This window comes from Agrobacterium sp. CNPSo 3708 (genome assembly GCF_028674915.1).
In the GTDB taxonomy this organism is placed as follows: Bacteria; Pseudomonadota; Alphaproteobacteria; order Rhizobiales; family Rhizobiaceae; genus Agrobacterium; species Agrobacterium cavarae.
In genome coordinates, this window is the sequence record NZ_JAQZSF010000004.1 from 44,713 (window position 1) to 63,482 (window position 18,770).

An 18,770-nucleotide genomic window follows, 5' to 3' on the forward strand; every position below is an offset into this window, starting at 1 on the left:
TACCACGACCACGTGGGCGCCAGACTGGATACACGTTTGCTGCAGCGGGAGGCGTCCGTTGCATGCTGAGATTCCGATTGAAAACATAAGCATAAGTCTGATGAACCAAGGCCTGCGAGCTTTTTAAGGCGCGGCCACTATCAACGATCGCTTAAGAGCTGCGACCGTCGGGAAATAGCGGAACGCCTTTGCTCTGCAAAAGGCGTCTTCAGCAGGTCACCTTTTATGCAGGAGAACTACGGCAGGATGAGCTTGGCAAGTCGACCCACTTCACTCATGTGAAGTCCTGTACCGGGTAGTTCGCGGGTCTCGATCAAAACGTCACCTCCAGCATTCTCCTCGAGCGGGCGGATGCCTGCGGCAAGATAGGCTGCCCGCTTGGTTTGCCATCTGGCAGCATACTGTGGATCGGATAACATTCCCAAGTGTTCCCAGTAATACGTAACGTCGGACCCATCGTCCGCGATCGTGAAGTTTGGCCAGCGCATCTTGCCCCCAAGCAGCACGGGTTGTTCGTAGACGTAAGCTAAGCCCATGCCGTGAAGTTTCTCCGCGATAGCAAGTTCGGATTTGGATCTAACGAATTCCCCCCTGGTCGTGCGATGCAGAAGATGCTTAGCAAGGAAGCGCGGGCCCGAGCTAGTCTTTACCTGAACCGGGCCAGGTTCTGTGAATAGATCCGTCATCCGTCGCGCAATCTCGAAAGCTGATGGGTCCGCATAGCGGCGGAGGGCAGCTAGCTCTCCTTCGTGCAAAATGACGAGCTCGTGCAAAGGCCGTTCCGACACCTTACAAATATTTGCCGACCCTAAATCTGGTGACTCCCTGAAGTAATGGAGTAGGTCAACCTTGAGAAAAACAGGTCACTTCTTTTCTGATTTAGCTCCCGGCGAGCGTGACGCGTTACCCTGCTTGGCAACAAGTTGATGGATTAGCTTCTACATATCGCGTCCGGATGAAACGCAAGCGCTCGTAGCTCTTTACTGTGCACGGGCGGATGCGGGACCTTGGGGAACGGTGACCAGCTAGGTTCCAGCGCCTGCCATACGGTTGGTTGACCTCACTGTTTTACGAGAAGCTTCCGAGATTGCAAGAGGATTGGAAGACCGTCGAGTGGCGGCACAACTGCCTTGCTGAGGACACAACTAGGCTTCTGAATGGGAAATAGAAATATCTAACGGCCGGTCGTAGGCGAGATGAATTCACCCCGCGAACGAGCAGCGATATGGCCCTCAGGGCTAGCCACATGTGTTCGCTATGCGAGCGGTCAACATCGGATCTTAGCGAAGAAAGTCCGAGTGAAGTCACCGACATCGTGGTAGCCGCCCATATATTCGCTGCCGCGTCTGGACTAGGGGCATGCCGTCACGATCTACAGATGATCCCCGAACAGAGAAGACACATAAGTAACGGAATCTGACTCTGTTCGAGCTGCAGCGTGTTCGTTGATGGAGACGGAACCCGCCTCACGAGTCTGAAATTTAGAGAATTCGTCATCATCACGAAGAGTCTCGGCGTTTAGAAGGGGCCAACGAGGTAGACCGCTCCGAGGCTATTGGTGTGGGGCGCGACGGTCTCCGGGTCGGCTTGCTTCATTTCGTGCAGGGGTCGGCGGCGGCAGCGGTTTTACGGCTGGTTTGTTCTCATGTTTCCGATATACGACCGCAAGATCATCGCTATCGATTACTGGAAGGTAGCGGACGCTTAGAAGATGCAAGCAGTGCAAGCTCACCAGCGCTTACCACGAATCCGTACACTTTTATTATAGACCGCTTTGGCAATTTGTTTACACCTGCGTACCAAAGGTTGACGCGAAACATTGGAGTGAAGGGCACAACTAAACCTGAGAAGCGGCGCCTCGTTGGTAGCCACCTTTCTGGAACAGATGGCAACTGTGGAAAAACCTGTTTACTGAGAGAACGCATGATAGACACACCGTCTTTAATCGAAAACCGTCGATGCTTTGTTAGCGGGAATCAGTCTCATGCAATTGAAAGATTGACGGACATGATACGCCTCCGAGGCGTTGATGCCGTCAGCAGCAACGACGTGGGTAGCGGCGTCGTGATTACGAATGAGATCCTCCGTCTGATGAGTAAAGCCGACTACGTCGCCGTCGTCATTTCGGAGGAGTCACATCGAAACTCATATCAGAACGCGCTTTTCGAACTGGGACTAGCTCAAGGCTTGGAAAAGCCCTGTTTCGTGGTGTTTTCCGGAACGCTTGGCATCAACCTGCCGTCTGTTTATATGGTCGCAGTTGAAGACGTCGCAAATCTTGATCCCGTGGCATCGGATCTTGACCGATTTTTGCGCAAGGCTCATCGCTACCCAAAAAGTGAACTTGCCCCAGCATGGCCAGACCCTAAGAATTTGGAGTGGGCACGCAATGAATTGTCTGCCCAACGCGAATTCAAGCGATCTGACCGGCCCCACGCATTCGAGAGACTTTGCGAAAAGCTGTTTAGGTTTACCGGCGCCCAGGTTGAAGACGTTGGAGCCAAAGATCTTGGAGCCGATCTTATCGTTTGGCTCGATGACGTCGCGTTCGAAATGGGTGGTCCCGCGCTTGTTGAGTGTAAAATCTATGGTGGCGGAGCGGGGGGTGTCGCAAAGGTACACGCGGGAACCGTTCCACGCATCGAAGCCGCCATTGAAGGAAGCGAAGCCAAGCTTGGGCTGCTGATATATGATCTCGACGACCCATCGTCAGTGCCTTATCTCTACGATACGCCGATCGTCCAGCCCTTCGCCATTCTCGATTTGATCGATGCAATGGAACGTGGTGACTTGCAGCGGATAATTCTCCAACGTCGCGAAGATACTCTTTTTCGAGGGCGCGGCAAATGAGTATAGACCCCACGTGGATTGCCAACGAACTCACCGAGATTGGCGCTCTTGGGTGCCGAGCCCAGGAAAAAGGACAGCGGCTTGAGAGATTGATTCAAACGATTTTCTCTGAAATTCCTGGATTGGAGTTTGATACGGCTGATCACCGCAACTTCTATCAGACCGAAGAAATTGATCTACTTTTTTGGAACGATCGCGAACGAGACGGGGTCCATTTTCTGGATTGCCCCCTTATCATCGAATGCAAGAGTTCAGCGACACCTGTCTCAGGCAGGGACGTTCGTTATTTCGCAAACACACTAAGCGACAAGGGCCGGAGCAGTGGAATTCTGGTAGCGCTCGCAGGTGTGGCGGGTGATGATGAGCGTGTGACGGCAGGAATTTTCCACATAACGGCCGCACTGCTTACACGTGTTAGCGTTCTGGTGGTGACGCGCGAGGATCTCCTTTCCTGGAGGTCGGCTTCCGATATTGTGCATACTCTGAAGCGTGGCCTGCTGTCACTCGTGCGCGATCAAGTCCTCGCGGTTGATGCCGCAGTGAGACGTCGATAGCAGCCGGGCGTCATCCCGCTGCGCTTCCAATGTAAACGCGATTTTCTCCGCACGTTGACACGATCGTCACCGGTATATCGCGGGTAGTTCTTCGGATCTGGTCGTTGTGCTCGCGGTGTTTTGCTGGCAAAGTTGAACGGTAGGAGGTCGTCAATTCCGACTTCGGGAGCGCGCTGTAGCAACTCATGTAGCACGTGACGCAGGCAGGCGAGCGGGTCGACACCACAAGCGCGGCAAATCAACATGAGACTGTAGATCACGGCGCTGGCCTCGGCACCCTCGACGCTGTCGCTCAACAGCCACGATTTTCTTCCGGTCGCAAAAACTCTGATGTCGCGTTCAAGAATGTTGTTGTCGAGCGGCATTCTGCCGTCACTGGTGTTGGTTTCCATCCGGAACTGAGCCGGTGGGGATGCGGACGAAAACTTGGACCACCAAGAGGTAGTTCATGTATTTCATAAGCGCTCATATCTCTGCACGTTGACGCGTGTCGTTTGACCAGCGTGGCTGTCACGCGTTCGTCTGGGATCAGGCAGTAGCAGTCCTAGCGAAGTTGAATGGCAGTAGGTCGGAGATTTCGGCATTCGATGCGCGCTGCGGCAATTCGCTGAGGATGTGGCGCAAGTAAGCCAAGGGTTCGATACCGCACGCGCGGCAGGTCAGCATAATGCTGTAGACTACGGCGCTGGCCTTGGCTCCGTCCACAGTATCGCTGAACAACCAGAATTTTCTTCCAGTGGCAAATATCCTGATATCACGTTCCAGCAAATTGTTGTCGATCGGCATCCTGCCGTCTTGGGTGTAGCGCGTCAGGTATTCCCATTGGTTCAGGGTGTAGGTCACGGCGTCGCCGATCTTGCTGTCGGGCAAGACCTTCTGCGCTATGGCGTCGAGCCATGCCTTTAGGGCGATCAGAATAGGGACGCTGTGCTGCTGGCGGAAACGGCGAATGCAGTCGGCTTGCGTTTCTCCAGCCTGCGCCCTTTCTCCTCTGGCTTGGCTTTCGATCCGGTAGAGCTGCTCGAAGAACTTCAGCGCCTGCTCCGGTGGTCCGCCGCCTTTCTTCCTTGTCTTCAGGGCATTGACGAAGCGACACCTGGAATGGGCCATGCATCCCAAATGCGTTGCCCCTTCCAACGTTCGCCAGGCGGTATAGCCATCGCTCATCAATATGCCGCGGTAGCCGCCGAGAAAGGCCCGCGGCTAAATCTGGCCGCTAATATCGAAACCCCCGCCTCAAGGCAGGCCGCTACAAGCCGGGCCTTCGATGCTGGATCATAATGGCGTCGCCATCACGCCCCACAAGCCGCACACGCAGTTTCTGCTCTTCGTCACTCATATTTGGCGTCCGCCTCAGGCGGCAGCGGGTAATGTGGGGGTGGAACAGAGGTTACGCTACAGCGGACAGTCTTCATCACCAAATAAAGATTACAATATCCTTGGCTCAAACCTAATCCGTCTATCTTGCTTCGCCGAAATAAAGATTCGACCGACCAGATCCCCTAGAGCTTCAGAAAGTCATTCGTTAAGCTGCGTGCAGCCTTGTCCCAAGTTAGGCGAATCCCGAGTTCCTCTCGCAACTTGGCGGCTCGGGCAAACGCGGCCGGATGGTTTGACAGCACGGCTTCAACGCTCACCGCCCAAGCGTTAATATTCTCCTCGTGACTGCGTGCTACGGGTGCGACACTTGGCTTGAAAAGGTTGGGGTCGAGCCCTTGGTTCAGCGCTGGATCGCATAGGTATTCAGCGAGTCCGCTTTCTGCCGAAATGATAGTCGGCACTCCAGCAGAAATCGCTTCCAGGCCAGTCAGTCCAAATCCTTCCGCAACGGACGGCATAATGATCAACGCTGAAGTGCGATAGTCCTGCACGATTTTAGCTATTTCGGCTGAAAACGATCGTAGTTGCACAAATTGCGAATATTCTTTGAACTCTCCGATATTCTTGAACTCAGCCAGAGCCTTCTCTTTCGTGAAACCGCGCATAACCAACTTTGGCGTCTGTGCAGAATCCCAGTGCCTATCGTTAGCTACCTTCTTGATCACGTCACATGCCAGCAGACCTCCTTTAACGCCAGCATCCTCCATGCGCCCAGACATTAGACAGGCATTCACCTGGAGATTTTGGGGCGCTGGTGACAACTTCAGCAACTCAGGACTGAGGCCCGGCAAAAGCATGGTCATATTCGGCAAAGGTGCTCGCCAAATAAAGCTTCTTTTGATGCGCGGCCCCACGGCTACGACCAAGTCCGCGAGTTCCGCAAGTGCGATCTGGTCCTCGAGTTTCGCCTCGCCGCGTAGCGGATCGAAAAGCGCATCTCCGTGGGGCGTTTTCAACGCTTCATTTTCGTGTGGAATGGTATGCAGAAAATGAACATATCTTGCGTCGAACCTATTGGCCAAAGCTCGTGCGGCGGGGCCGGTTATGTGATCGTGACCAATCAAAAAATCGGGCATGGTGCGGAGGTGGCAAGCGTCGCACAGAAGAAAGCGCGCGCTCTCTTCAAGTTGGACCGAGGCAGGGCATCGGATTAACTCAACCCCATCTGCTTTTGCGTGAAGGACCTCGGCATCAGACGCAGTCGGCACAAGACACAGCACTGTGTGTCCAAGTGCAGCGAGGGAGATGCAGAGCTCGCGGTTAAGCGTCGAAATACCACCATGATGGGAGTACCATTCAGTCGCCACAGCGAGTATCACGCGACGCTGAGCTATTGACAGGGGACCTGAAGGAACTGGTGAGGGCACCGGGAGGTCCATCCCGATAGACACGTCGGAAACGTCATCAGTCTTAGCGCTTGGGGGCGTCGCTGCGAGCGGCTCGGTTGGAGCGCCCATGTAACCGATTCTGGCAAGAATCTCGCCAGGATCCTCACGCCATGTTGCGTTCGCACGAACGACGTTCCTCGCCTGCTTGATCGACCAGTCAAGGATGTCGTCCAATTCAGGCAATGTATCGCGCATGCGGTGCAGTTGCTCGAGCGCGCCGTTCGTTCCCGCGTCGACCAAACGTGATAGCAGAGTGCTGCGCAATTGCTCTATATAGTCGGGTACGCCAAGTATCCGTGCACCAGACACCGTCGGCGTGCGCTCGGGCAGCAGCGTAACCAAATCAATATAGGCTTGAGCCAAGGCATATTCGGGAAGTGCGCCGAAATCAAACGAGCGATCAAAGGAGAGCTCTTCAGCGAACTTTGCCCAGATCGAACGAGCGAGTTCCTCGTCTATCTCGCGCAAGGTAAGCAAATCTAACCACGTCTGCGCCGGGTTTTTACTTAGGAGTTCAATGACACCCTTCTCAATTTGAGGGTGTTCGATTTTTGAACTTTTTTGATCTGCGTGAGACGTCGTCAATGCGTTTTGGATTTGTTGAACTGCGAGCGAATCACCGTTTCGCACAAGATACGCAACAATCTCAGACGCAGCATCGTTGCCTTTGAGATCTTTGGCGTCCCGCAATTCGTGCAAGAGTTCCGAAAGCGGTTTGTCGAGCAGCCCTTCTAAGAGCTGTAGTACACGCACAGTCAGCCCTTTGGAGCCAGGGCCGACGGCTATCCGCTTGACTGCGGCCAGTACTGCTTGAGGCGCAACGCGATACGCGACACGAGACAGATCGCGCTGTGGATCTCCGTCAGTGTGAAAGTCGTTCCCCACGAAGCCAAGCACCGCCGGTGCCCATATGGCCCACGTCTCAGCCGAAAGTCCGTCGAAGGTGCTAACATCGTTGTCGCGCAATAGGCGCAGCGCCCGGAGCCCCGCATTAGCTGGCCGATGACTCGTACTGGTTCCCAACCAACTGAGATCAGTTAACGGAGCGTCGCGAAGATAAACAGGAGCGGTGCACTGAATTCGCTCACGCTCTGCATCGTTAAGCGCCTGCCAACCTGGCGTCGTCGTCAGATCTGTCTCGAACTCGAGGTTCTCATCATATCCGTCGTTTGATCCGTAGAAAAGCTCATGATTCAGTTGCCACCAAAGTGCCGCTTCTCCTGCTTCAATCCGGTCCAATAGATCAACGACCGACGAACGCCAGGATATCCTTGCGTTGGTTTCCTGCTCCTCAACTTCCTGGCTCTCGCGCCGCCGTTCGGCGCTTTTACGCACATACTCGGCATTAGTGGAGCCTAGCTCGATCGAGTAGCGAGTTGCAAGCGCGCGCTGCAACATGGGGACGTGAGATGCGACCTCCCATACACGAGCGAGAGTATCTATAGGTAGCGACTCTGTGAGATCAGCGATTATCTGCGAAAGAGGCCCGCGTAGGTCTGAGCTGGCCGTCTGCACAATGCTGAGATACGCATCGAGATCTGCCGTTCTAACCAAACCGGTGAACCAATGCAAAAGCATTGCTGCGGCACGAGACGGATCGCCCGCCTGACGCAAAATTTGCATAGTGAGTGCAGATCGCACTGCGGAATCATCCGGCCACGGCAAACGTGTCACTGAATCATTTGTGATGAAATGACTAATTTTGAGATCAGCATCAAGGACAAAAGCCGCAAAAGCCTTGCGTACTTCGGCGTCTCCAATCTGGGCAATAATCGCGCGAAACAACTTGACCGCTATTGGCTGCAGTCGATCAACTTCCCTGCGATCTATGTCCAGTAGCCGTTGCAACCAAGCAATAGCGTCGAGCGCTTGGCGCGACGTCAAATCGGGCTGTACGAATCGGTGTAGGAAAAGCTGGTAGGCGCCGAAGAAATTGGGCTTACGGGGAACTGTGAGCGCCCTAAGTAGCTGCTGGAAGGGCAAGGTACTCGGCCAGCAAACCGATAATAGGATGCCACGCAAGCGATCTTCTGTATCACTTTCGAGGTCGCTTGCCAGTATAGGCGCGAGGAGTTGAGGTGCATCTTCTCCGTTCAATCGTGAAATTGCGCGTGCGGCTATCGACCTGATTTGCCCGTCCGCATTTGGGTCGCCAGCCACCTCAAGCAGCTCCGGCGTCAAAGTAATTTCATGCGTTTCGGTAGCAATATCGATCGCAGCACGCCTCTCGAAACGTGGCGTGAAAGTTCCGGCAATAACTGGCCGCAATTGCTCAGCGAGCCTCGGATGTCGCAACGAGCCGAACAACGGTATCAGTTGATCGTATTGATCAAGTAAGTCGCCCTGCGCAAATCGCGTCAGTATCGCTGCGGTCACCCTGTGCCGATCTGCTGGGTCGAGGATGGCGGCTTTCGAGCGCAGCAAAATATCTGGCTGCTGCTCAAGAAGCATATCAAAGAACGGCGCAACCATCGCTGCAGCCCAACCCGCCACCTCAACAACTTGTGGCGCGACACCGCCAGGACCCCCGATCTCGGGTACATTTAGTAACGATAGAATCTGATCAGCCGATAGGCGATGATCCGCCAGATATCGAGCTGTGAGATAATCGACAAAAGTCCTATGAGTCCACTCGAAGACGCCGGGCTCGACTTCAACGAAGAGAGGAGTACGCAGGATCTCTGCAAGCAGGGTGTGCGTCGCAATAACGCTCCCGGCAGTGGAAGGTTCGTGCCCACCTGCGATTCTAGCGACCGAGAAGACATCGGAGGCAACCCCGCCCAAACTGGGGGTGAACCGAGTGATTCCTGAGAAGGTTGTTGTAACAGCGAGGCGACCGGCAACAACCACACGGGCCTCGGGAGGCACGGCCGTGGGTCCCACCAAAGAGCTTTCGACAACGTGCTCAAACAGATCTCCCTTTCTCGCCGGTAGCAATTCATTTCCAAGATGGCTTCGAAGTAGCAGGCTCAACAACAATGGGCTGCTCGCCCACTCTTGCCACTGTTCGCTTAGCAGGAGTTGGGAAAGAATCTCGCGCTTGGCTACCTGCGGCTCTGTTCTCTCGATTGCTGCGAGAATGTCTTCTTTTTCGAGCGGCGCTAACTTTAGCTTCTTAAATTTTCCGATCGGCCAGCGTTGTTCAACTAAGCGGTCGAGGTCTTCGGTCCAGCCACCCGTTCTGCATGTCAAGGCTATCCGCACCAACGCGCTCTTACCACTGCTGGCAAAGATCTGATCTATGAAGTGACTGAGGAGTTGTTCATGCGACGATGGCGGACCTGCGATCTCGTCAATGCCATCGATCAGGATATGCCACGGCCGCTTATCGATCGCCCAGCAACGTTGATGTTCGGACGTAATTAGCATGTCGAGCTTGGCAGAGAACTCCGCATCTCTGGCACGGAGAAGATCGACTTGCTCTCCTTTCCTTTCGAGCCACTCAGCCAGTCCTTCGATTTCATGGGTCTTGCCCATTCCGGGGTCGCCCAAAAGCACAAGACAAGGTGTTTCCGCCACCTCATTCAATGACACACCCGCGCTTTCGGCGGCAGCTTTCGAACGATCCAAGGCAGCGAGGTTTTGACCGTCTGGAAACCAGTGCCGTGTCCAAGTAAACTTGTCTTGATGTTCGTCGATTTGGCGAGTTGTCATGCCCCTAGTTAGCCGATTCGAATGTCGCGGGCTAATCGGCCGAGGAGACTCCAGTCTTTTATCCCTTGAATAGTTTCAACGAAAAAAGCGAACTAATTGGTTCGTTTGTGGCGGCGACTACAGAAGCGATCATGACCAGCGAAGTGAGCTGCTGTTCCTCGAACCTGTTGTTGTCGCGGTCGGCGTTGAAGGGCGGCGGCCGACCGGAGTGGGAGGCGAGCGACATGGCTGATGTGGTGAGCTATTTCAATAGGCAGCTAGATGGGTAGAGGCGATCAGAAGTCCCTGTCCCACCGCCGACCGTGCGACCTCCGAAACATCGTAAAGCGCCTTCTGCGGATCGCTGTGGTTAATCACTGGTTCGATCCCCGCTGCTTCCAGTTCCCGCCGAATGCTCCGTCTGTCGCTGCACAGACGCTGAGCTAGATCGTACAACGAGTGATATCGCTCTTCGAACAGTTCGATGCTCCATGCCGCGAGGTCCGCACGTCGGAGACCGTCGGCATCATCTACTTCGACCACGGACAGGTATCCACGCTCGACGAGCTTACGGACCGTGCTGGGGCTGAGGCGACCGTACATGTCGTAGTCAGCGGCACGAACGGTATTCGGCGGTCGCCCCGACATTACCTCCGTAACCTCAGCGATGTTGAGACGAAGAATATCGATACCTGTCTCGCTTGCGTCCAGCAGAGTTCCCGGCAGCATTCCGGAGCGCAGAAGATCAACGACTCCCAAGAACGTGCAGCCTGCCAGCTCTCGGATGCGAAAGATGTCCGTATAGACTTCTGGTCGAAAGTCGACTCGAGCCGGTAAGCTGGCTAGTCCAGCAATCGCCGCGTCCAATTCGTCGGGATCGTAAAGCGCCGTCTCGCTTTTCGATTTCTGACGGTAAACGAAGGGCGCAAAGACCCCGAGATTTTCCAGCGTGTCGAAATGGCTCTCAAGAAGCTTCAAACGCTGGCACGCCCGCAGCCTGTCGAGCGCCGCGTCGATCCTTCGTGCAAAGACTGACATTTCTGCTACCGGTATCAAAATCATGTTCGGGGATACGCCCGCTTCAAACGGAGGGATAGCGCCAGCATTCCGGAGCAGCTTGGTGAGCGCGGCCGTGGCTATCGAGAACTGCTTGGACGCCGTCTTGACGGAATGCCATCTTCTCTCCGCAAGAGGGCCGAAGACGTCGTCGTCGTGTCCGAGCGGAAGCTCTTCGACGCTTACCCGGCGGATCGCGTCGCGCAGGCGGTCATAGTCGGGCTCCTTCGAGCGTCCTCTTAGCCAGGAATAGAGGGTGCCGTAGACGTTGGTTGGGCGAAGCTCGCCAGTCCGCCTTCGTGTTGAAATAGCAAGTTCTCGCAGAAAATCTTCGAACGGCTTTCCCTCGACGGAAAGACGGTGGTACCCCTCCTGGCGAACAGTGGCCCATTCAGTTTCGCTATGACCTCGATGGTCGAATCTCGTTCCAAACATCGTTGCCGCCCCCACCAATTCGCAGACCGAGCCGACGACATGTAGAGGAAGCATGCCCAGAAAGTCGCGGGCGGGGGCGCGGTCTCCGAGAAGACGCGATGTCATGTAGGCTTCGAACTCGGTCGCGGTCTGCGGAAATGGTTTCGAGCTTTCGACGTCGGCGTCGAACAACGAAATCGAGAAGCCCGGAGCAAGACGTTTCGCTCTGCTTTTGCCAATGGAAATCAGTGCGACGTCGTGCAGAGGACAGGAGGCAATGAAGGTAACCAGCCAAGACAATCTTCCAAATGGTCTTGCCTCGACGCTTCCCAAACCCTGCCGCCGGTCTTCGGCGAGGCAGCAGGGGCAGTACCGATGGTACGTCCGAACTAGGTTCTCGGGTAGAAGCCTCTCGGGACCGATGGTGAAGTAACCACCGGTCCGCACGGTCGCCCGCGCTTCCAAGCGCGGAGCGTCAATGCCCGCAATGTATGCCAACTCCTGCAGCGTAGCCCGCCGACCTTCGGTGATATCGCGAAGCGTCAGCCCCCGATGACGGCAGAAGTCTTCGGTTCGGACTCCGTATGTCGCCGCCAGCCGAGCGACGAGGCTCAACGCGTGCTCGTCGTCGTGAAAGTGGACGCTTCGCGAAAGTCTCGTCATCTTTCGCCTCCACGATGCGCCTTCGGTGCAGTTGCGCGTGAGGGCGCTGCGGGCGACGGCACTTCTTCAGGCTGCTCCTTGGCGTGCGTAGCGCGGGCCGATGCGCCTTTGATCGAGCGCCAGCCGGGCACCGTCAGGATATTCTCCTGCTTCGAGCAACCCGTCATCGTCGCGTATGCGTTGGCAAAGCTAGAGAGGTCGACGATTTCCTTGCCGACAGTCAATGCGTCCTCGACCGCCATCCGGCTCAACTGGATGATGGAGCCGAAGCATCCGCCGCACCCGTGGATAATCCGGAGAGGGAAGTCCCCACCGACGAAGTCGTCGAGCCGCATCCCGGCATGCTCTTCCACAACTTTCTGCACCCAGTGACGAACGTGGCTTGCATGGGCGGCGGTGATTTCGCCCAGGTGCATGGGGATGGAACGGGTGCGGATCTGTTTGTCTTCGCGCAGCCGTTCGAGTGGAGTGACCCCGGCGAGAATGAGCCGGACAGGCCAATCCTTCATCTGCGTGACATGCTTGAAGGTGTCACGCAACCGCTGAAGGTCGGCGCGATTGGTCGTCGAATTGACGGCATGCTGTGCTTCATCGATGAAGATAATGAGCACTCTGTGGCGCTTGAGCTGGTTTCGGAATAGCGGCCACGCATCCTTCTCGCGGATACTTCCTTTCACTGGATAGCCGAGCGTCTCGAGGCCTTCGACGGCCATATTGACCATGTTGGCTGGCGACGGGGAATCCATCCGGAGAACGGGTACGGCGGCATACCCATCGTTGGTCGGGTATGGGGCAAGACCTGGGTCCGCGTCGAGGCAACGGTTGATCAGATCGGTCTTCCCGGAGTGAGACTCGCCGGTGACAATGATCATTCGATGCTGCTTGGTGTGGCCCGTGAAATGGGCCACAAGGCTGCGCTTCATCTTGCGGAAGCGGCTTTCGAACGCGGCATCCCTGAACGTGCGAACGTGCATACCGCAGATCGCCTCCATGCGGTCAGCGATGTGGTTTTCTTCGGCGGGCATCGAGACGCGAAGGTGAGAAAGCGCCTCCGCAAGCTCGGGAGAAAGAACAGTATTGGGCATGTGGTATCCTCCTTTCAGGATCAGTCGATGATGCCGAACTCGTCCTCGGACATGCTGTCGGAAGCCAACTTGGCGTCGGCGATACGGCGGGCTGCGTCCTCGGCAAACAGGCGCTCTGCCACGGCGCGATCGGCGTCGATGGCAGAGGCGCTCGCGTTTGTAAGTCCGAGCAGCGCGGCACTGCTCGCGCGGATTTTCGGCGCCTGGGCGCGGACCTTCTCGCTGAGGCTGCCAGAGGCGTCGACGATGCGGACAAAGCGCCCGATCTTCTCATTCTCGTAGACATACTCAGGAAGGGTGAAGACAGGCGAAGTAAGCTCGAGTGCCGCGTTGGCCACGTCGGCCTCGCTGCCAGCCCATTCGATGGCCTCTGCAACGTCGTCGGCGACAAGCTCAAGGTTTTCCCGGTCGTGGATCCGGAGACGTTCCTTCGCCTTCATCCACTGCCAATAGGTCACATTCTGGAGGCCCTTGATGGTCGCCGGCACGCGCAGGAAGCCGTCTTTCCAGATCACCGAGATCTCGCTAAGGTCATGGCGGTCGACGCGGATGTGGACCATGAGGTGCTCGTCGTCGCGACGAAGCTGCTGGATTTCGTCCGACTGGAACTGGATGTCCTCGTAGACGATGCCCTGCTTGGTGATCGCGCGGACGCCGGGGGTGCCGTAGATGTTGCGGCGGAGATACCCGGTAGGGGCAGGCGGAATCTTCTTGCCGCTCGTCAGCTCCAGCCACGCCTGGCGAGGCGTCGCGCCCCATAGACCAGAGTGCGGCGTATTATGGTATACGTCGACGATCAGCCGGGTGAAGATGTTGGCAAGCTGATCGTTGCGGATGGTGGGGATCGGATGGTCGGCGTACGAGCGGCCCAGTTCGATGACGTTGCCGAACGTGCGACCGTTGAAGTCCTGTAGCCCAAGGAACGAGATCGTGCGGAAGAAGCGCTCGATCGTGCCACGGAGGTAGGGAGTGCGGGCCGGCGGAAACATGTCGGTGACGCCTGCATCCGTGAGGGTTCCGCGAAGTGCGTTCGACCTGTTCCAGCCCGCATTATCGAGACCGATGGTGCGGAACTTGCCCTTCATCTCCCATGGAAACTTGCATCCCGCGGCCTTGGCGAGCGCGGTCTTGTCGCGGCTCGTGAGTTCGAGCGTCGTGCGGGCGGACTCGATAGTCGGCGCCTCGACGAAGACACGGAACGCCAAGATGCACTTCGTGGCGACGTCAATGACCGCGCTGAAGAAGAGGCGAACGGTCGAGAGGACCTTGCGCTCCTCGGCCGTCAGCTCCTCCCAGACGATCGTGCCTTCGAGGATGGTGCGCAGTTCAACGCACCATTCGTCGGCCTCGACCCGGAGCAATGGAATGCCCTTGTCGGCGCCGCCGCGCACGATGGCGAAATAAAGCTGTGCACGCTTCTTGCCATCACGGCCGGCCTTCTTGAAGAAGCTGGGCAGCCGGCGGATCTTGAGACGAAAGCTCGTTTCACCAAGAGGACGCAGCAGTTCCGAACCGTTGGCGGCGCGCTCGCGGTTGAGACGCCGGAACGTCGCGACCATGCGACGATGCAGATGGCTCACCGACGGCTTGGTGCGGCTTGCGTATTTCAGGACGAAGCGGGCATGGAGATGGCGCTCCTCGGAGGTGAAGCGCGAGGTCTTGTCTCCGCTGCGCTTGTCGATCAGGCCGCTGATGTCGAAGTCGGCCGCCTCGTACTTGGCGATCCAGTCGTTGAGCGTCCGCAGCGGCGGCCGTTCGCCCAGAAGGTAGTCGCCGTCGGGCTTTCCTTCGAAACCCGAGGCATCCTTCTTGCCCTTGGACTGCGTGGTCTGCAGCTTTTCACCCACACGCTTCATAGCGGCAGTGATAGACTTCTTGTATTCCTTCAGGATGGCATCCGGCAGGTCTTCGCCCGCGTGCTTGAACTTTCCTTCCTCCTTGGCGCGGATCGCGAGCTGGACCCAGCGCTCCTTGCGCAGGGCCTCCTGGACCTTGTCGTCGCGCATGGCGAGAAGGCTTTCATGGCCGACGATGTTGCGGCGCTTGCCGAGTGTCGGTGAATAGAAGTCTTCATGTACGACCATCTGACCTTTTTCGATCATCTGTTCGGTCTCGTGGATCGTGTAGGAGATGGTACGTCCGGCGCCGTCGACGCGCATGAAGTAGCGGTAGCCGTCGACGTCTGACTCCCACTCGTATTCGACGTTGTTGATAACGATCTTGTCCAGATCGCTGAGACGGGTGGTGGTTTCGATCGGGAAAATGCTGCGTGGATAAGACATCTGCGAGTTCCTTTCTGGGAACGTTGGGCGTGCGGAAGGGTGGCCGCCGGATGGTTCCGGCGGCAGTGCTCGATCAGCCGTCACCGGCTGGCAGGAAAGTTGGACTTAGAGCTTGGCGGAGACGGCGCCCTCACGGCGACGTCCGACTATGCCGTCAGGCTTAGGAATGCGGCCTTTGGAGCGCGATGGTCGTCTCGTCGGCGACAAGGTTGACCATCGAGCTACCGGAGCCGCCTTCGCGTTGCCATTGGCGCCTGGTGCTAGCCAGCGGGATCGCGTCGCCATCGGGGAGGGCGGTCGGGTTGCGGAACGGGCGTGGGTGTACGTGTGCCATTTCGCGACCTCCTAGGACGCAACTGTCTGGATGAAGGGCGCGTCGTCGAAGGTCTCTTCGGGCGAAAGATGTTCGACGAAGCCGCGGTAGATCAGGCAGAACAGTGAATTCTGGACGTCGAAGTCCGGCCCCAGCGCGCGCTCGACCGCCATGATCGTTGTCGGTTCGTGGATGGTACGCATGTAATCGAGTACCACCGCGCAGTGACTTTCGTTGACGTTGTCGCAGGCGATCATGATCCGCTCCGCGTTTCCAGAACGTGCCTCCGTGATCTGGTCGTCGGTGATGACGAGGAAGTCGTCGAAATGCTCCCCTGTGTTCTGCTCCAGGATCAGGTCGCGGATCTCCATGATGCCGCTCTCCTCAAGCGCGATTGTGGGCTTGACGGCGTATGCGATGCGGTAGCCGTCGTCGTACGTGGCCAATCGGTCCACGAGATGCTCGTTGGCCGTCAGGCTGCCTGGACGCCAGTACTTCACCCGCGGAAACTCCTCCCGGAGATCGACGAGATGGGGGTCGCGCAGCAGCATCATCGTGAAGCGGCTCTCCAGGCTGCTGTTGTAGGAGAGAACGCGATTGAACTTGTGAATGTAGTCGTTGCCGATCACGGATCCTCGCTCCTTTGGCTGCTGTCTGTACAATCCCGTTGGCCCCTGCGGCCGAATCCAGGCAACGTCGGTCCTGCCTTCCGCTTCCTCGAACGTCAGCGAAACGTCATATTTGGTAGTGGCCGTCGACGATTGGCACGAGGCGGCCCGTGTTCGGGCGATCTGGCGAGAGGACGCCGGTGGACTTGGGAACCGACTGCAGCTCGAAGCCGAGCTCATGATTTTTGACTTCGCGCAGGATGCGCCGTGTCTTCGTCGCCATTTTCGTTCTCCTTCCGGCCCGCGGCCTAAGACAGGTCGCGGGCCAGACGCTGGCCCTGACGTGTTTCAAAGATGAAGTCCACGCCGTCGAAATCGGACTCATCCGCAGATGTACGTGGTAGCCGAACCAAACGGCCACGATCGAAGTCGTCGAAATCTTCGGGCAAAATCTTCATCTGCCATTCGTCCCCGGTGACACGGGTCACACGAGCCAGGCGCTTTGTGGAAGCGGCAAGAAGGTCGTCGTAGGCAAGCGACTCCGTAAGTTCGCCGAAACGATCCTCCACTTCGTGGAGCTCCGCGATGGCGGAGAGGAGTTCGTCGATGCTCGCGGTTTCGAGCGAACGCTTGGGTTTTGAGAGCATGCGTGTCATCTGTCTGTCCTCGTTCTGAGAAATACCATTGCAGTCGCGATCAAGGCCGCGAGGCTGTCAGGTGAATTGGTGGGAAGTTGTCGGGTGAAGAGCGGCCCGCTGTTGTGAGGCCGTCGCGTAGCGTGACCTTTGCAGGATCTGGCGCACTATTCTCGAGCTCACGAAGAGTCGGGACTCCGGCGCCGAGTACGTTAAGGTCATCGATCGCGCCAATTGAAGCAATGGCGGCGGCAACCAGGGTTCTGGCGTGCAGGTCATCGCGGAGGTTGATGCGTTCGATCTCGTCGAGCACCTGACGCAAAAGCGCGTTCTGCGAACTACCGCAGTTCTCGTTGCGCGGAGAGGTGGAGGTGTTGGCGCTAGAGCGCGGACGGGCCGCGTTGATCGCAGCCCCCTGACACGATAGTTGCGTCAAGGACCTCGAGTTCGGGTGTTGCGAACTGTATCTCGTTCAGGAAGTACTTCATGCCCGTCTCCATCCTGTATCGGTTGCGGCGGCGTCGAATTCGACGAGCTCACCGCGAACCATTGGTTCACGCGACTTCAGTTACGTTCGACGGGGATGCTGGGCCTTGGAATACGCTTCCTCGGAACCTAGCGACCTGCGAACGCGGCTGGGCGACGTTGGAGATGGAGAGTGTTGAAAATCTTGTTCGACATGTCTGCTTCCTCGAATACGAAAAACTTAATTTCGAAGGAGTGCCGGGGCGTCCGTTGTGCCGCGGCATAGATACCACGGCGTCTTACGACGCTTTCCAGCAACCTTGTTGGCCTTGTGTGGGTACCCAGAGCGTCATGATGTCCGATCTCGTATGCTCCCCGATGGAGCGGCAGTTCGAGAAAGAAACAGATCTTCGGAAGTTCGTCAATGAGTTGTAGATTAAAAAAATGCATCGCACGTACCCGGAAAGCGGCCAAATCGCTGTTTCGGCACCGGATCCGAAGAATATCGTAAATACTTCGGTAGGCCGACAAGTCTCATCTGTTTCAGAATGGCTCACGCATCGGGGCAGCTTCTGGTTCAAGTGGAGGTGACATGATCTGGCACCCCAGGCTGTCGACGCCTGACGCGCTAAGGGCGCCTTTGAAGCCATGTGCAGCCTAGGACAGCGAGGACCTTCGACTGAAGCAAGCTCACGCGCCATTCGATACCGCTATCTGTTGCAGTCGGTGGCAACTGCCATGAATTACTGGAATGGCTTCGTTGTTGCAGGATTTATTTGCATCAAGGGGACGCCTGAAGCGGACCTATTACCGAATGCCAGTCCATCTCGTCGGGATTTAGGTTTTCGCCAAGCGACCAACCCTTGGGCGGTGGGACATGCCATTTCCCGGAGGCCGGCGAGTACAGTCCAGGAAGTGCAAAACTTCGGTGGATCCGCATGAAGTCGTTGACGTCGGTCGTGGCGATAGGGATCCCGTAGATGATCGCGGTGGCAGCGATTTCGCAGTCGCATCCAAATTTCATTCTAGGCTTGAAAGAGTGGTTGACCCAGAAATCTTCCAGTTCAGGCGTCATCGTCATCCTGGCCAGGAGCCGCCTGACATCCACGTTGACAGGCGGCAGCCAGATGTCCGTCCCTAACAGCCTGTCGAGCCAAGCCGTATAGGCTCGCTCTCTGGCCGGATCCTTTCTTCCCACGTTGATCGCGCCCCGTTGCAGTTCGAATATCGCGGCGTGTGGCACGGCGAGGGCGCCCGCCGGAATCTGTCTCAAGAAGAAGACGATGTCGTCGTTGAGATTGTCTTTCGTCTTGCGTGCTTCCGTCAGCACGCTGGTATCGAGCAGTACGAAATCCGACGCCACGCCGCGAAATCCTTTCTCGCGGTTATCAATCCGTGGATTGGACGCCGAACATGGTTAACAAATCGATAGGATCCGCGTAGA

The 18,770-nt window shown here is 56.8% G+C and carries 13 protein-coding genes and 2 pseudogenes; 2 read left to right on the forward strand and 13 right to left on the reverse strand.

Translation table 11 applies throughout. The features are described from left to right. Nucleotides 1-236: 236 nt before the first annotated feature. Entirely contained in the window at nt 237-419 is a 183-nt protein-coding gene (locus tag PVA19_RS10240; protein WP_274102320.1) for a hypothetical protein, read from the reverse strand. A gap of 1,504 nt (nt 420-1,923) precedes the next feature. Here PVA19_RS10240 and PVA19_RS10245 point away from each other — a divergent pair. Continuing rightward, on the forward strand, nt 1,924-2,850 hold the full coding sequence (locus PVA19_RS10245; RefSeq protein ID WP_274102321.1) for a restriction endonuclease: 927 nt from the start codon (nt 1,924-1,926) through the stop codon (nt 2,848-2,850). Further along, nucleotides 2,847-3,404, forward strand: a complete 558-nt coding sequence (locus PVA19_RS10250) for a restriction endonuclease (protein WP_274102322.1) — start codon at nt 2,847-2,849, stop codon at nt 3,402-3,404. The genes PVA19_RS10245 and PVA19_RS10250 overlap by 4 nt, the downstream gene beginning before the upstream one ends. Before the next feature lie 125 nt (nt 3,405-3,529). Here PVA19_RS10250 and PVA19_RS10255 read toward each other — a convergent pair. The 12 genes and pseudogenes from PVA19_RS10255 to PVA19_RS10310 form a co-directional block, all read right to left on the reverse strand. Further along, nucleotides 3,530-3,784 (reverse strand): annotated as a pseudogene (locus tag PVA19_RS10255) (IS66 family transposase); the annotation flags it as partial. 148 nt (nt 3,785-3,932) lie between these two features. Beyond that, nucleotides 3,933-4,607 (reverse strand): annotated as a pseudogene (gene tnpC, locus PVA19_RS10260) (IS66 family transposase); the annotation flags it as partial. 299 nt (nt 4,608-4,906) lie between these two features. Next, nucleotides 4,907-9,826, reverse strand: coding sequence for a glycosyltransferase (locus tag PVA19_RS10265; RefSeq protein WP_274102324.1), 4,920 nt, complete (start codon nt 9,824-9,826; stop codon nt 4,907-4,909). Nucleotides 9,827-10,072: 246 nt separating this feature from the next. After that, nucleotides 10,073-11,938, reverse strand: a complete 1,866-nt coding sequence (locus tag PVA19_RS10270) for a TniQ family protein (protein ID WP_274102325.1) — start codon at nt 11,936-11,938, stop codon at nt 10,073-10,075. Then, nucleotides 11,935-12,963, reverse strand: coding sequence for an ATP-binding protein (locus PVA19_RS10275; protein WP_274102326.1), 1,029 nt, complete (start codon nt 12,961-12,963; stop codon nt 11,935-11,937). Before PVA19_RS10275 ends, PVA19_RS10270 begins: the two co-directional genes overlap by 4 nt. 80 nt (nt 12,964-13,043) lie before the next feature. Next, on the reverse strand, nt 13,044-15,305 hold the full coding sequence (locus tag PVA19_RS10280) for a hypothetical protein (protein WP_274102327.1): 2,262 nt from the start codon (nt 15,303-15,305) through the stop codon (nt 13,044-13,046). Nucleotides 15,306-15,465: 160 nt separating this feature from the next. Next, nucleotides 15,466-15,639: a hypothetical protein gene (locus PVA19_RS10285; RefSeq protein ID WP_274102328.1), complete on the reverse strand. Its 174-nt coding sequence runs from the start codon at nt 15,637-15,639 to the stop codon at nt 15,466-15,468. A gap of 11 nt (nt 15,640-15,650) precedes the next feature. Continuing rightward, nucleotides 15,651-16,247 carry a hypothetical protein gene (locus tag PVA19_RS10290; RefSeq protein WP_274102329.1) on the reverse strand — a complete coding sequence of 199 codons (597 nt, stop codon included), beginning with the start codon at nt 16,245-16,247 and terminating at the stop codon, nt 15,651-15,653. Between the two features lie 106 nt (nt 16,248-16,353). Beyond that, nucleotides 16,354-16,509: a hypothetical protein gene (locus PVA19_RS10295; RefSeq protein WP_274102330.1), complete on the reverse strand. Its 156-nt coding sequence runs from the start codon at nt 16,507-16,509 to the stop codon at nt 16,354-16,356. 25 nt (nt 16,510-16,534) lie between these two features. After that, a complete protein-coding gene (locus PVA19_RS10300) occupies nt 16,535-16,882 on the reverse strand; it encodes a hypothetical protein (protein ID WP_274102331.1) in 348 nt (115 codons plus the stop codon). Between the two features lie 40 nt (nt 16,883-16,922). Further along, entirely contained in the window at nt 16,923-17,297 is a 375-nt protein-coding gene (locus PVA19_RS10305) for a hypothetical protein (protein WP_274102332.1), read from the reverse strand. 810 nt (nt 17,298-18,107) lie between these two features. Then, a complete protein-coding gene (locus tag PVA19_RS10310) occupies nt 18,108-18,689 on the reverse strand; it encodes a type II toxin-antitoxin system VapC family toxin (protein ID WP_274102333.1) in 582 nt (193 codons plus the stop codon). Nucleotides 18,690-18,770: the final 81 nt, after the last annotated feature.

Excerpts from the sequence above, each read along its gene's own strand:
- PVA19_RS10240 (WP_274102320.1), bottom strand. The coding sequence starts at position 419 with ATGTTATCCGATCCACAGTATGCTGCCAGATGGCAAACCAAGCGGGCA.
- PVA19_RS10245 (WP_274102321.1), top strand. The coding sequence starts at position 1,924 with ATGATAGACACACCGTCTTTAATCGAAAACCGTCGATGCTTTGTTAGC.
- PVA19_RS10250 (WP_274102322.1), top strand. The coding sequence starts at position 2,847 with ATGAGTATAGACCCCACGTGGATTGCCAACGAACTCACCGAGATTGGC.
- PVA19_RS10265 (WP_274102324.1), bottom strand. The coding sequence starts at position 9,826 with ATGACAACTCGCCAAATCGACGAACATCAAGACAAGTTTACTTGGACA.
- PVA19_RS10270 (WP_274102325.1), bottom strand. The coding sequence starts at position 11,938 with ATGACGAGACTTTCGCGAAGCGTCCACTTTCACGACGACGAGCACGCG.
- PVA19_RS10275 (WP_274102326.1), bottom strand. The coding sequence starts at position 12,963 with ATGCCCGCCGAAGAAAACCACATCGCTGACCGCATGGAGGCGATCTGC.
- PVA19_RS10280 (WP_274102327.1), bottom strand. The coding sequence starts at position 15,305 with ATGTCTTATCCACGCAGCATTTTCCCGATCGAAACCACCACCCGTCTC.
- PVA19_RS10285 (WP_274102328.1), bottom strand. The coding sequence starts at position 15,639 with ATGGCACACGTACACCCACGCCCGTTCCGCAACCCGACCGCCCTCCCC.
- PVA19_RS10295 (WP_274102330.1), bottom strand. The coding sequence starts at position 16,509 with ATGGCGACGAAGACACGGCGCATCCTGCGCGAAGTCAAAAATCATGAG.
- PVA19_RS10300 (WP_274102331.1), bottom strand. The coding sequence starts at position 16,882 with ATGACACGCATGCTCTCAAAACCCAAGCGTTCGCTCGAAACCGCGAGC.